The sequence below is a fragment of the Janthinobacterium sp. 1_2014MBL_MicDiv genome (assembly GCF_001865675.1).
In the GTDB taxonomy this organism is placed as follows: Bacteria; Pseudomonadota; Gammaproteobacteria; order Burkholderiales; family Burkholderiaceae_D; genus Janthinobacterium.
Genome location: NZ_CP011319.1, coordinates 3,118,018 through 3,132,324, shown reverse-complemented (window position 1 = coordinate 3,132,324; position 14,307 = coordinate 3,118,018). Strand labels below are relative to the sequence as shown.

General features: G+C 66.6%; 8 protein-coding genes. 7 read left to right on the top strand and 1 reads right to left on the bottom strand.

The features are described from left to right. Positions 1–104: 104 nt before the first annotated feature. From YQ44_RS13620 to YQ44_RS13590, 7 genes are all read left to right on the top strand, one after another. Positions 105–3,455, top strand: coding sequence for a TIM-barrel domain-containing protein (locus YQ44_RS13620; RefSeq protein ID WP_156894829.1), 3,351 nt, complete (start codon positions 105–107; stop codon positions 3,453–3,455). 89 nt (positions 3,456–3,544) lie between these two features. Then, complete coding sequence (locus YQ44_RS13615; RefSeq protein WP_071323838.1) at positions 3,545–6,586, top strand: TonB-dependent receptor; 3,042 nt, start codon at positions 3,545–3,547, stop codon at positions 6,584–6,586. An 81-nt stretch (positions 6,587–6,667) separates the two neighbouring features. Continuing rightward, on the top strand, positions 6,668–8,059 hold the full coding sequence (locus YQ44_RS13610) for a Gfo/Idh/MocA family protein (protein WP_071323837.1): 1,392 nt from the start codon (positions 6,668–6,670) through the stop codon (positions 8,057–8,059). Between the two features lie 127 nt (positions 8,060–8,186). Continuing rightward, positions 8,187–9,500: a DUF3472 domain-containing protein gene (locus YQ44_RS13605; RefSeq protein WP_071323836.1), complete on the top strand. Its 1,314-nt coding sequence runs from the start codon at positions 8,187–8,189 to the stop codon at positions 9,498–9,500. Positions 9,501–9,825: 325 nt separating this feature from the next. Then, positions 9,826–10,338, top strand: a complete 513-nt coding sequence (locus YQ44_RS13600; protein ID WP_071323835.1) for a sigma-70 family RNA polymerase sigma factor — start codon at positions 9,826–9,828, stop codon at positions 10,336–10,338. Then, positions 10,311–11,312: a FecR domain-containing protein gene (locus tag YQ44_RS13595; RefSeq protein ID WP_071323834.1), complete on the top strand. Its 1,002-nt coding sequence runs from the start codon at positions 10,311–10,313 to the stop codon at positions 11,310–11,312. The genes YQ44_RS13600 and YQ44_RS13595 overlap by 28 nt, the downstream gene beginning before the upstream one ends. 86 nt (positions 11,313–11,398) lie before the next feature. Next, positions 11,399–13,870 (top strand): TonB-dependent siderophore receptor, encoded by a 2,472-nt coding sequence (locus tag YQ44_RS13590; RefSeq protein WP_071323833.1) that lies wholly within the window; start codon positions 11,399–11,401, stop codon positions 13,868–13,870. 4 nt (positions 13,871–13,874) lie between these two features. Here the strand turns inward: YQ44_RS13590 and YQ44_RS13585 are convergent, their stop codons facing one another. Beyond that, entirely contained in the window at positions 13,875–14,252 is a 378-nt protein-coding gene (locus tag YQ44_RS13585) for a SirB2 family protein (RefSeq protein WP_071323832.1), read from the bottom strand. Positions 14,253–14,307 lie beyond the last annotated feature (55 nt).

Here is a 14,307-nt window from a genome sequence, read left to right as displayed (position 1 = left end):
CTTTTTTAGAATAATTTCACGCAATAACTTTCTTTTTATTGACGATGTTTATTTTTCTTCTTAAAGTATTCCCATCGCATCGCACTTTTCTGAAAGCTTGCCAGATGAAACCACTCCCGCTTCCCCGCCGTGCCATCGCCGCCTGCGTGCTTGCCGCCCTGTCCACCCTGGCACTCCACGGGGCGCATGCCGCTCCCATCGGTAACCTGCAGGCACTGAGCGCCGTGCATGCGGCCGACGTGGCCAAGGGCGAAGGGCTGGGCTGGGATGTGCGCAGCGACACGGGCGTGCAGCTGCGTGTCAGCCTGCCGCAGGCGGACGTGCTGCGCATCTGGGCCGGGCCGAAAACGGGCTTGACGGGACCTGGCGACAAGGCCGCGCCCATCGTCGTCGGCCAGCCGGCCGCGCAGGTGGCGTATAAAGTCAGCGAACAGGCCGACCATATCCTGATTTCCACCGAGGCGCTGAGCCTGCGCATCGACCGCAAGCCGCTGCGCTTTACCCTGTTCCGCGCCGGCGACAGCGTGCCGCTGTGGCGCGAAGTGCAGCCGCTGTCGCTGGACGCCAAGCAGGGCGTGCAGGTGCTGTCCAGCGCGCCCGGCGAACGTTATTTCGGCGGCGGCCAGCAAAACGGCCGTTTCGAATTCAAGGGCAGGCAGGTGCCCGTCTCTTATTCGGGCGGCTGGGAAGAGGGTGACCGCCCGAATCCCGCGCCATTTCTCATGAGCTCACGGGGCTGGGGCATGCTGCGCAACACCTGGTCCGACGGCAATTACGACTTGCGCGACAATGAACAGATCTCGCTGCAGCACGCGGAAGGCCGTTTCGACGCCTATTTCTTCGTCGGCAAGGACGTGCGCGACGTCGTCGCCCGCTACACGGAACTGACGGGCCGCGCGCGCATGCTGCCACGCTGGGCGCTGGAATACGGCGACGCCGATTGCTACAACGATGGCGACAACGTGAAAAAGCCCGGCTCCGTGCCGAAAGGCTGGAGCGATGGCCCGACGGGCAAGACGCCGGACGTGGTGGAAACCGTGGCGCGCCAGTACCGCGAACATGACATGCCGGGCGGCTGGATCCTGCCCAACGACGGCTACGGCTGCGGCTATACGCAGCTGCCGGAAACCGTGAAGGGCCTGGCCGGCTATGGCTTCCGCACGGGCCTGTGGACGGAAAACGGCGTCGACAAGATCGCCTGGGAGGTGGGCCAGGCGGGCAGCCGCGTGCAAAAGCTGGACGTGGCGTGGACGGGCAAGGGCTACCAGTTCGCCATGGATGCGAACAAGTCCGCCTACGACGGCATCCTGAACAATTCCGACAGCCGTCCCTTCCTGTGGACGGTGATGGGCTGGGCCGGCATCCAGCGCTACGCCGTGGCGTGGACGGGCGACCAGAGCGCCAGCTGGGACTATATCCGCTGGCACATCCCGACCCTGATCGGCTCGGGCCTGTCCGGCCAGGCGTATGCGTCCGGCGACGTCGACGCCATCTTCGGCGGCAGCCCGGAAACCTATCTGCGCGACCTGCAATGGAAGAGCTTCACGCCCGTGCTGATGGGCATGTCCGGCTGGGCCGCGGCCGAGCGCAAGCATCCATGGTGGTTCGAGCAGCCGTACCGCGATATCAACCGCCGCTACCTGAAGCTCAAGATGCGCCTCACGCCGTATATGTATACGCTGACGCGCGAAGCGGAGCAGACGGGCGCGCCGCTGGTGCGGGGATTGATGTGGGATTACCCGCAAGACCCGGCCGCCTACACGGAAGCCTACAAATACCAGTTCCTGCTGGGCCGCGACGTGCTGGTGGCGCCCGTCTACCGCAGCCAGGCCGTCAGCGGCGGCTGGCGCAAGGGCATCCACCTGCCGCAGGGCACGTGGTACGACTACTGGGATGGCCGCCAGGCCACGGCCGGCGCCAGGGGGCGCGACCTGGACCTGCAGGTGACCTTGGAAAAGCTGCCCGTGTTCGTGCGCGCCGGCGCCATCCTGCCCATGTATCCGGAAATGCTGTACGACGGCCAGAAGCCGAAGGACCAACTCACGCTCGATATCTATCCGCACGGCGACTCGGCATACACCCTGTATGAAGACGACGGCAACACGCGCCAGTACCAGGGCGGCGCCTTCAGCCAGCAAGTGATGCGCATGCACGCCAGCGGCGCCGATGTGCGCGTGGAGATTGGCGCCGTCGACGGCAAGTACCAGGGCCAGGAAGCGCGCCGCAGCTATGCGCTGCGCATGCTGGCGGGCCAGCGTCCGGCGACCGTGCATGCCGGCGAGCGCCTGCTTGCCGCCGCAGCCGACCGCGCCACCTACGACCGGGCGGCCGAAGGCTGGTTCTTCGATGCGGCCGAACGCCAGGGCACCTTGCACGTGAAGGTGGCGGCGCAGGATATCCGCCAGGCCTTGATGTTGCAGGTCGCCGGCGCGCTGGCCGTGGCCAGGACCGATGCCGATTTCCCGGCCGCCCCGGTGCCGGGCCGCGCCTTGCCGGCCGACGCCATGCAGGTGGTGGCGCGTCCCCTTGAAGAAAGCGGCTATGCGCTGGAAAACGCCTTCGACGGCAAGCCCGAGACCTGGTTCCGCACCGTGCGCAGCCCGGCCGTCAAGAGCGGTCCGCATGAATGGGTGATCGGCTTTACGGAGCGGCGCCTGGTGGACGGCATCGAACTGGCGCCGCGCAACGACCAGCACTGGAAACATGGCCAGGTGCGCGACTACGAGATTTATATCGGCGACAACAACGGCGAATGGGGCGCGCCGCTGGCGCGCGGCACCCTCAAGCTGGCGCAGGGCATGCAGACGATCAATTTCCCGGCCACGGCAGGGCGTTTGCTGCGCTTCCGCGTCATGAGCACGCAAAATCCGGAAGGCGACGGCGCGGCCAGCACGGACCCGATGGTCACGGCGGCGCAGGCCGCACCGGTGGCGCGCGCCTTCGACGCCGCGCTGGCGACCGACGTGGCGCCCGTCACCCTGTCCGAATTCCGCGTGCTCGAGCACCGCGTGGCCGAAGGCGCGGAAGTGCAGCGCTACCTGTCGGACCTGGCGCTGCCGAAGAACATCGGGCGCGACCGGCCGGCCGGCAAGGCTGCCGAGATGCGCATGAACGGGCTGTGGTTCCGCAAGGGCCTCGGCGTGGGACCTGCCAGCCGCATCGACCTGCAGCTGGCGGGGAACTGGAATCTGCTGCGCGCCGACCTGGGCGTGGACGATAGCTGCCGCAGCGCGGGCGGCTTGCAATTCCAGGTATGGAGCGGTGAGCGGCTGCTGTATGACAGCGGCCTGGTCACGGCTCCCGGGGTAGTCAAACCCGAAATCGATGTACGCGGCCTGAGCCAGCTCAGTTTGCGCACCCTGGGCGCGCGCGGCGCCCAACCGGCCCAGGTCTGCGGCAATTGGGCCAACGCCGTACTGACCGGCACGGAAGGCGCGACCGTCAAGCCGCGCTGACCGAACTACCACCAACAATAAAAAAACGCACCCCTCTTCGGACCGGGGAGGGGCGCTTATAACCCTCATATATAGACGGAGAGACCATTATGCATAGCACCCGACTCAAATTGCGCGACATCAGCCGCGCCGCCGCGATCGTCATCGCGCTGGCGGTAGGCGTGCCAGGCCAGGCCTGGGCACAGTCGAACGCCACCAGTACCATTTTCGGCGAAGTGACCGCGCCGGCCGGCGCCACCGTGGTGCTGGAAAACCTGGCGACAGGCGTGCAGCGCACCTTGACGCCGGATGCGTCGGGCCGCTATGTGGCCAATTCCATGCCGCCTGGCCGCTATGCGGTGCGCGTGCTGCGCGCCGGCGCCGTCGAGGCGGCGCAGGAGGTCGAGGCCCTGATCGGCGCCGGCGCCGAGGCCAACTTCGGCCCGGCTAGCGCGGCCGGTCCCGTCAGCCAGGAACAGACCGTCGTCGTGAAGGCGTCGCGCAACCCGATCGACGTGTCGAACACCAACAATGGCGTGATCTTCACGGCCAAGGAACTCAAGGCCCTGCCGGTGGGCAACGATGTCGCGTCCATCGTGCAGCTGACGCCGGGCGTCTCGCGCGGCACCAACAGCGTGTACGGCAACGCGCCGTCGATCGGCGGCTCGGGCCAGTCGGAAAACGCGTTCTATGTCAACGGCTTCCCGATCACGAACATCCTGACCCAGGTGGGCGCGTCGGAACTGCCATTTGGCGCGATTTCGAACATGCAGGTGCTGTCGGGCGGCTATGGTTCGGAATTCGGCCGTTCCACCGGCGGCGTGATCAACATCACCACCAAGAGCGGCGGCAACAAGGTCGAATTCGGCGGCAAGGTTTCCATCATTCCCCGCTCGCTGAAGGGCGAGCCGGAAAACACCTACTACCCGAACACGGGCGCCAATCCGAAGACGGACGGCAATCTGCTGTACTGGAACCGCGACAATGGCAGCACCAGCAAGGTGGTGGGCCTGTATGGCAGCGGTCCTTTGATCAAGAACAAGCTGTTCGCCTTCGTCGCGCTGGAACAGACGCGCACCGACGGCCAGGCCGTGGCGGCCGCCGCCGACTCGGGCACGGCGCTGGCGCGCGGCTGGAGCACCAGCCAGAGCAAGGTGGACCGCATGATGGCCAAGCTCGATTACAACCTGACGGACGACCATCACTTCGAGTACACCAAGCTGTATGACCGCACCCGCACGGACAGCCAGTCGTATGGCTACAGCTACGACACGCATTCGAGCAACGGCGTCCAGTCCGGCAAGGGCGAGACGACGACCAACTGCTGCGGCTCGTCGGCCGCGCCGGGCGCGAACATCGACATCTTCAAGTACACCGGCTATTTGACCGACAACCTGACGCTGACGGCGATGATGGGGCAGTCGCGCACCTCGCACACCCGCACGCCGAACGGCTACAACCCGCTGCTGGCGCAGACGTCGTCGAATTCCTCGACCCAGGTGCCAGGGCTGACGTATGCCAATCCGCAGACGGTGACGGGCACCCTGATCGACCCGTCCTCGGAAGACCGCCAGAAGGCCAAGCGCCTGGACCTGGAATACAAGCTGGGCAAGCATTCGCTGCGCGGCGGCATCGACCGCATCGACGTGGAATCGAAGGTGGGCCTGAGCCTGGCCGGCGGCTACCGCTGGAGCTACCAGAAGGCCGCCGATCCGAACCGCCCGATCAACGGCGCGTTTGAAACGCCGGCCCAGGGCGGCGGTTACGGCACGCAGGGTTACTATGTGAGCAAGGACTTGAACGCCAACCTGGCGCGTCCCACCAGCGTGCAATCGGCGCAATACATCCAGGATCACTACCAGGTCACTGAAAAAGTGCTGCTGGACCTGGGTCTGCGCCGCGAACAGTTCACCAACTACAGCACCGACGGCGTGGCGTTCATCTCGCAGCGCAACATGATCGCCCCGCGCGTGGGCGCCACCTGGGATTACCTGGGCGACGGCACCCTGAAATTCTTCGCCAATGGCGGCCGCTACCACCTGCCGGTGCCATCGAATCTGTCGAGCAACATGGCCAGTCCCTTCCTGGCCACCAGCGAAATGTACACGTACACGGGCGTCGATCCCGTGACGGGCGCGCCGACGGGCCTGCACGCCATCAGCAAGCCGTATTCGGCCAACAATGCCTACGGCCAGAGCCGCGATGCGCGCGAAGTGACGGCCATCGGCCTGAAGCCGCTGTCGCAGGATGAATTCTCGCTGGGCTTCGAACGTGCCCTGAGCAAGAAGCTGGTGGTCGGCGCCAGTGTGCTGTACCGCAAGCTGAACGACACCAACGACGACGTCTGCGACGCGCGTCCGCTGCAAGCCTGGGCCACGCGCAACAGCGTCGACACGAGCAACTGGGGCGGCTTCCAGTGCGCCATCATCAACCCGGGCCGCGACAACAGTCTGATGGTCGACTTCGACGACGGCAAGGGCCTGCGCCGCGTCGACATCTCGGCGGCGGAGTGGGGCAATCCGCTGCCATCGCGCACCTACCGCGCCCTGAACCTGTTCGTCGAGCACCCGTACACGAACGGCTGGTACGGCAAGCTGACCTACACCCTGTCCGGCCTGAAGGGCAATATGGAAGGCCAGACCGACAGCATCGGCGGCGGCGACGTGGGCCTGACGGTCAGCGACGACCACAAGGAACTGATGTACAACGCCTATGGCTACCTGCCGGGCGACCACCGCCACGCGTTCAAGGCGTATGGCTTCATGCAGGTCGTGCCCGACGTGACCGTGGGCGCCAACATGTCGCTGATCTCGGGTGCGCCGCGCAACTGCATCGGCGCGCTGCCCGATGACCTGAAGTTCGACAACGACTACGGCGATTCCTACTTCTATTGCAACGGCAAGCCGGCGCCGCGCGGCAGCCAGGGCCGCCTGCCATGGCAAGCCCAGCTGGACCTGAATGTGGCCTATACTCCCAGCGCCGTCAAAGGCCTGAGCTTGAAAGTGGACGTGTTCAATGTGTTCAACAGCCAGACGGTGACGCGCTACAACGAAACGCGAGAAGACCATGGCGCCATCGCCCGCAATTACCTGCAGGTGGCTGGCCGCACGGCGCCGCGTTCGGTGCGCTTCACGGCGGAATACACGTATTAATCTGCCGTAAGGCAGGATCCATGGGCGCCCGTGCCGGCCTGGCGGGCGCCCGGCAATTACCAACGGAGTGAGAAGAGACTAATGACGACACAATTCAATCGACGCAATTTCCTGTCCGCCAGCGCAGCGCTGGCCGGTGGCGCCATGGCCGGCAGCGCGCTGCTGCCCGGCGACGCCGTTGCCGCCCCCGCCGGCGGCCGCGACAAGGTCCGCCTCGGCATGATCGGCACGGGCATGCGCGGACAGGTGCTGCTGGCTGAACTGGTGCGCCGCGACGACGTGGAAGTAGTGGCCCTGTGCGATATCGAACCGATCATGCTCAAGCATGCTTTGGGCCAGGTGGCGAAAGCCGGCAAGCCGCGGCCGCGCACCTACGGTGAAGACCGCGACCAGAACGCCTACAAGCGCATGCTCGACGCGGGCGGCCTCGATGGCGTGATCATCGCCACGCCGTGGGAATTCCACGCGCCGATGGCGATTGCCGCCATGCAGGCGAAGATACCCGTCGGTTGCGAAGTGGTGGCCGGCATCACCCTGCAAGACCACTGGGATGTGCTCAATACCCAGCTGAAGACGGGCACGCCGTACATGTTGCTGGAAAACGTGTGCTACCGCCGCGACGTGATGGCGGCGCTGCAGATGGTGCGCGCCGGCCTGTTCGGCGAACTGCTGCACCTGCAGGGCGGCTACCAGCACGATTTGCGCGCCGTCAAATTCAACAGCGGCAATCCGGCCAAGCCGTATGGCGGCGGCGTGGAATTCGGCGAAAAGGGCTGGTCCGAAGCGCATTGGCGCACGCAGCACTCGGTCGAGCGCAACGGCGAGCTGTATCCGAGCCACGGCATCGGCCCATGCGCCATGTACACCAACGTCAACCGCGGCAACCGTTTCACGCGCATCAACGCCTTCGCCACCAAGGCACGCGGCTTGCACGACTATATCGTCAAGCAGCCGGGCGGCGCGCAGCATGCGAACGCCAAGGTGAAATTCAGGCTGGGCGACGTCGTCACCACCACGCTGGCGTGCGAAAACGGCGAAACCATCATCCTGCAGCACGATACGAGCCTGCCGCGCCCGTACTCGCTGGGCTTCCGCGTGCAAGGCACGGACGGCCTGTGGATGGACTTGAACAATTCCATCCACATCGAAGGCGTCAGCAAGCCGCACGCGTGGGACGACTTCAAGGCTTACCAGGACAAGTATGAGCATCCGCTGTGGCGCAAGTACGCGGCGCAGGCCGAGGGTGCCGGCCATGGCGGCATGGACTTCTTCGTCATCCACGCCTTTGTCGAAGCGCTGAAGGCCAACGCGCCGATGCCGATCGATATCTACGATGCCGTCACCTGGAGCGCCATCACGCCGTTGTCCGAGCAATCGATCGCCGCCAACTTCCAGACCCTGGACTTCCCCGACTTCACGGGCGGCCAGTGGAAATCGCGCAAGCCGATTTTCGCCTTCGACGGCAAGTACTAAGCACCGACAACCCGCTACCGCGCCACCTGCCGTAGCGGGTTTTTTCATCTATCCCCAGTTTTTCAACCGCGGCGCAGGCTGCAGGTCCCTGTACGCCCGTCGCAAGCAGCACCACCAGGAGACGTTGATGAAACACAGAAGTTCATTACTCTATGCATTCCTTCCCGCCATGCCGATGTTGCTGGCAGCCTGCGGCGGCAGCACCGCCACGGCCACGGACACGGGCGGCACGGCCTTGCTGGCCATGAGCGTGGCCGCGCCAGGCGCGCCGGCGACCGTGGCACTGGCCGGCAATGCCTTCATCACCAGCGGCGCCGGTGGCGCCGTCATCAATGAAAAAGGCTTGGCCAGCTGGAGCAATCCGAATGCCGTCGCCAGCACGTATTTCCGCGTCGCCGAGGCGGGGCCGGTGCAGGTGGCGCTGGACGCCAGCCTGGCCGATGGCGGCAACAGCACCATCCGCGTGAAGATCAACGGCACGCCGTTCGACGTCAAGCTGGCCGGCAAGGCGCGCAAGACCTATGCCGTGGGCACGGTGAACGTGGCGGCAGCCGGCTATGTGAAGGTGGACATGCAGGGCCTGTCGCGCGTGAAGGCCACGTTTGGCGACGTTGCCGCGCTGAAGGTGACGTCCGGCGCCGCGCTCAATTACGCCAACGACCCGGAAAATTACTACTGGTCGCGGCGCGGACCGTCCGTGCACATGGGCTACACGGTGCCGGCCAATACCGAGTATTTCTACAACGAGATGACGATACCCGTGGGCCAGGACGCCATCGGCTCGTACTTCATGGCCAATGGCTTCAGCCAGGGCTACATGGGCATCCAGGTCAAGTCGCCCAGCGAGCGCTGGATCCTGTTCTCCGTCTGGGATGCGGACAATGGCGCCAAGACCACCCTGGTCAGCAAGGGCGCCGGCGTGGTCGACAATGCGTTCGGCGGCGAGGGCACGGGCGGCCAGACCTATCTGTCGTATAACTGGGCGGCCGGCACGACCTACCGTTTCATCACGCGCGCGCGGCCCGACGGCAACGGCGGCAGCGACTACTCGGCATGGTTCTTTGCGCCGGAAACGGGCAAGTGGCGCTACATCGCCACCTGGAAGCGGCCGGCGATCAGCACTTACCTGACGGGCGTGCATTCCTTCCTCGAAAACTTCATCGACACCCTGGGGTACACGGAGCGCCGCGTCCAGTTCGGTAACCAGTGGGCGCGCAATAGCGCTGGCGCCTGGTCGGAAGTGACGGCGGGGCGCTTCACGGGCGACGCCACGGCCACCAATGCGCAGCGCATGGATTACGCGGGCGGCCTGGAAAACGGCAAGTTCTACCTGCATAACGGCGGCTTCTTCGCCGACTACGTGAAGACCAACCAGAACTTCACGCGGCCGGCGACGGGCCAGGCGCCGGCCGTCGACGTGACGGCGCTGCCGATGCAATAAGCCTGTCCGGCTCCGCAGAGCCGGGCAGCAGTGCGGGCGCCGCTCAGGCGACGCCCGCAGTTCGCGATGGCAGGCGGGCCGGCCGTTGATCGCCATGCCCGCCGATGCGGCGCCTCGCACGAGGGCGTCCTGTCGCCACGGCCGGCGGCAATGGCTGTCAAGAGTGCAGGCCTTGCCGTTTTTCGACGGACGCCGCACGCGCCGTCACGGCTATTGCCGGACAGGGCTGCCGTTGCCGGCCTGCCACGGGCCATGGCGGCGGTTGCACGGTACGGGCTGCGCAAGTTAGAATGCGAATCATTATTATTTGCGCGCGAGGAATGCCGTGTCGGCTGCCCAATCCGGCGTCCACCAGGAGGTGGGCGGCCTGTATCACGACCACCACCGCTGGCTGCAGGGCTGGCTGCGGCACAAGCTGGGCAACGCCTTCGACGCGGCCGACGTGGCGCACGATACCTTCATGCGCTTGCTGAGCCGCGATGACGCCATCGGCGCGCGCGAGCCGCGCGCCTTCCTGACGACCGTGGCCAAGGGCGTGCTGGGCAATCTGTACCGGCGGCGCGACCTGGAGGCGGCCTACCTGGAAACCCTGGCCAGCCTGCCGGCGCAGTGCGCGCCCGATCCCGAGGCGCAAGCCATCCTGCTCGAAGCCCTGTGCGATATCGACCGCCGCCTCGACGGCCTGGCGCCGCCCGTGCGCCGCGCCTTTCTGCTGTCGCAGCTCGACGGCATGCCGCAGGCGGCCATCGCGCTGGAGCTGGACGTCTCGCTGGCCACCGTGCAGCGCTACCTGGTGAAAGCCATGCACCAGTGCTTCTTTTCCCATCCGGCGCCGTGACGGGCGCCCTGACGCCGCACGCCGCCAGCCTGCAAGCCGTGGAGTGGCTGGTGCGCCTGCAGGCCGGCGATTGCGCGCCCGAGGTGGAGCAGGCCTGGCGCGCCTGGCGCGACAGCGATCCGGAAAATGAACTGGCCTGGCAGCATGTGGAGGCGTGCATGGCGCGCATGCGCAGCTTGCCCGCGTCGCTGGCGCACGGCACCCTGGCGCGTAAACCCGTCCATGCGCAGGCGAATGCCGCGCGGCGCCAGTCGCTCAAGCTGCTGGCGCTGCTGGCCGTGGGCGGCGGCGCCTGGCTGGCGGGCGGCGACGAGCAGGCGGCTTCCTGGCTGGCCGACTACCGTACGGGCACGGGCGAGCTGCGCCACCTGGTGCTGGCGGATGGCACGCGCATCGCGCTCAATACGGCGTCCAGCATCGACGTGCGCTACGACGCGGGCCAGCGCCTGGTGACGGTACGAAAGGGCGAGATCATGGTCGCCACGGCGCGCGATCCGGCCGGCCGTCCCTTTGTCGTGCAGACGGCGCATGGCCGCTTGCAGCCCGTGGGCACGCGCTTTGCCGTGCGCGCCGGCAGCGACGCCACCCGCCTGGGCGTGTTCGAAGGCGCCGTCGACATTCAACCGGAGCGTGCACCCGCTGCGGCGCGCAGGCTGCACGCGGGCCAGCTGGCCAGCTTCACGTCGATGCAGGTCGCTGCGGCACAAACCCTGCCGGCCGGCGCCGATGCCTGGACGACCGGCATGCTGGTGGCGCACGACATGCCGCTGCCGGAGTTCATCGGCGAACTGGCCCGCTACCGCCATGGCCGCCTGGCGTGCGACCCGGCCATCGCCCACCTGCGCGTCTCCGGCATCTACCCGCTGGCCGACACGGGGCAAGTGCTCGACATGCTGACGCGCACCTTGCCCGTCGACGTGCGCCAGACCACGCGCTTCTGGGTGACGGTGGTGGCGCATCGCCAGCATCCATAAAATATTTCCAGAAAAAGTGAGGGGTTTTCGATTTTCGCGTGACAAGCACAGTGAAACCTCCATTCACTTTCAGGAAAACAGTCCGCATGCCGAGCAAACCACCGACTTCCATCTCTTCCATTTCCCATCCATGCCGCCGCCGCGTGGCCGCGCTGGCCGTCAGCCAGGCCCTGTGGCTGCTGGCCGCCGGCGGCGCCGTGGCGCTGGCGCCCGCCGCCATGGCCGCCAACGCAAACAATGCCGCCCGCATGCAGGTGGCGATACCCGCCGGTACCCTGGAACAGGTGCTGGTGCGCTTCGGCCAGGACACGGGCACCATGATTTCCTACCAGGCCGCAGCGCTGGCGGGCAAGCGCAGCGCCGGCCTGGCGGGCAGCTACAGCGTGCCCGAGGCGCTGGACGCCATCGTCGCCGGTTCCGGCTTGCGCGCCGTGCCGCAGGCGAACGGCGGCTTTGTGCTGGAAGCGGCGCCGGCCAGTGCGGGCCAGACCATGCCGGAGATGAAAGTCACCGCCAGCGCCGATGCGCATGGCGCGACGGAAGGCAGCGGCTCGTACACGACGCAGACCATGCGCTCGGCCACGCGTTTGGGCCTGTCCGCGCGCGAGACGCCGCAAGCCGTCAGCGTGGTCACGCGCCAGCAGATGGACGACCAGAACCTGCAGACGGTGGAAGAGGTGCTGCAGAACGCGGCCGGCGTGGCCATCAACCGCTACGACAGCGACCGCACCTCGTTTTTCGCGCGCGGCTTTTCCATCGCCAGCTACCAGTACGACGGCATCCCCACCACGGTCGACAATGCCTATAACGTGGGCGACAGCACCTTGGACATGACGGCTTACGACCGGGTCGAGATCGTGCGCGGCGCCACCGGCCTGCTGACGGGCGCGGGCGAGCCGTCGGCCACCATCAACCTGGTGCGCAAGCGCGCGTCGTCGACGCAGCTGGCCGGCGCGGCCGCCCTGAGCCTCGCTTCCTGGAACAATGCGCGCGCCAGCGCGGATCTCTCCACGCCCCTGAGCGAGGACGGCAAGGTGCGTGGCAGGATCGTGGCCAGCTACCAGGACAGCGAATCGTATGTGCGCCTGTATCACGGCAAGAAAGCCATGGCGTATGCCACCGTGGAAGCGGACCTGGCGCCGGGCAGCGTGCTGATCGCCGGCTATGAATACCAGGACAACCGCCCGCGCGGCGGCATGTATGGCGGCTTGCCGCTGTGGTATGCGGATGGCGAACGGGCCACGTTTTCCCGCTCCGCGACGACGGCCGCCACCTGGAGCCGCTGGTTCAGCACCAGCCAGACGGCCTTTTTGCGCCTGGAGCAGGAGCTGGGCAGCGGCTGGAATCTGACGGCCATGCTGAATCACGGCTGGGGCAGCTACTCGGCCGCCGAAACCTTCGCCTACACCTGGCCGAACAAGGCCACGGGGCAGGGCGTGACGGGCAGCCCCGGTTTTTACGCGGGCACGCGGCGCCAGGACAGCGTCGACGCCTATGTACAGGGGCCCGTCCAGTGGCTGGAGCGCACGCACGACCTGGCGTTCGGCGTCTCGGGCAGCAACCAGTTCGCCAGCAATCCCGGCATCTCGGGCGGCAGCGTCGACTACGGCAATTTTGACCGGTGGCAGGGCGTGGCACCCGAGCCGGACTGGAACGACCCGGATTTCTACCGCTGGAAGCTGCTCGACACGGTGCAGCAGCGCGGCATCTATGGCACGGCGCGCTTTTCGCTGGCCGATCCGCTCAAGCTGATCGTCGGCGCGCGCTACAGCCGCTACAAGGCGGACCATGTCGACGACTGGGGCGGCAGCTACGCCTACGCCAAGCACGCCGTCACGCCGTATGCGGGCCTGGTGTGGGATATCGACGCGCAGCATGCGCTGTACACCAGCTACAGCAAGATCTTCAAGCCGCAGGGCAACCAGGACCGCTTCGGCCGCTACCTCGATCCCGTGCAGGGCAAGAACGCGGAAGTGGGCGTGAAGGGCGAATACTTCGGCGGCCGCCTGAATGCGGCGCTGGCCGTGTTCCGCATCGCGCAGGATGGCCTGGCGCAGGAAGATACGGGCCACTTCGTCGGCAATTCGCTGACGCAGGCCTATTACGCGGCGGATGGCACCACCAGCAAGGGCGTGGAACTGGACGTGTCGGGCGAACTGGCGCAGGGCTGGAACGTGTCGGCCAGCGTGTCGCACGCGGCGGCCAAGGATAACAAGGGCGCGCGCCTGAACAGCTACGTGCCGCAGACCCTGGCGCGCGTGTTTTCCACATACCAGCTGCCTGGCGGGTGGCGCGCATTGTCGGTGGGCGGCGGCGTGAACTGGCAGAGCGGCGCCTACCGCGATGCCACGGGACCGCAGGGCGTCGAACGCGTGGCGCAGGGCGGCTACGCCGTGGCCAGCCTGATGGCGAAATACGCGCTGTCGCGCCAGCTGTCGCTGCAGGCGAACATCAACAACCTGTTCGACAAGCATTACTACAGCCAGATCGGCATGTACAACCAGGCTTACTGGGGCGCGCCGCGCAATGCCAGCGTCACCCTGCGCTACATCTTCTGATCGATCAGAATGGCCAGGCCTGCTTGGTGACGGCCACGGCGACGATGTAGGCAAACAGCAGCACGGCGCCGGCGAACGCGGCGCCGCGTGCGGCTGGCGTCTTGCCGCGTTTCAGGGCGATGGTGCCCAGCACGATGTAGCCCACCAGCGCGCACAGCTTGGCGGCCAGCCAGGGCTGGCTGCCCGGCGACTGGCCGCTCCACACGGCCAGCGTGACCGCGCTGAGCAGCAGCGCCGTGTCGACCAGGTGCGGCAGCACCTTCACCCAGCGCTGCTGCAGCGCGGGCGAGGCGCGCAGCATCCAGGCGCCGCGCAGGAGGAACAGAAAGCCGCTGGCGGCGGCGCAACCCATGTGGAAATGCTTGAGGCTCAGATAGTCCATGTATGTATGCTGCCGTCATTGAGAGTGGCGCCAGCATAGCCGCCTTTGGCCTTGC

Bases quoted from the DNA above. Each gene is read 5' to 3' on its own strand.
- YQ44_RS13620 (WP_156894829.1), top strand. From the start codon at position 105: ATGAAACCACTCCCGCTTCCCCGCCGTGCCATCGCCGCCTGCGTGCTT.
- YQ44_RS13605 (WP_071323836.1), top strand. From the start codon at position 8,187: ATGAAACACAGAAGTTCATTACTCTATGCATTCCTTCCCGCCATGCCG.
- YQ44_RS13585 (WP_071323832.1), bottom strand. From the start codon at position 14,252: ATGGACTATCTGAGCCTCAAGCATTTCCACATGGGTTGCGCCGCCGCC.
- YQ44_RS13615 (WP_071323838.1), top strand. From the start codon at position 3,545: ATGCATAGCACCCGACTCAAATTGCGCGACATCAGCCGCGCCGCCGCG.
- YQ44_RS13590 (WP_071323833.1), top strand. From the start codon at position 11,399: ATGCCGAGCAAACCACCGACTTCCATCTCTTCCATTTCCCATCCATGC.
- YQ44_RS13610 (WP_071323837.1), top strand. From the start codon at position 6,668: ATGACGACACAATTCAATCGACGCAATTTCCTGTCCGCCAGCGCAGCG.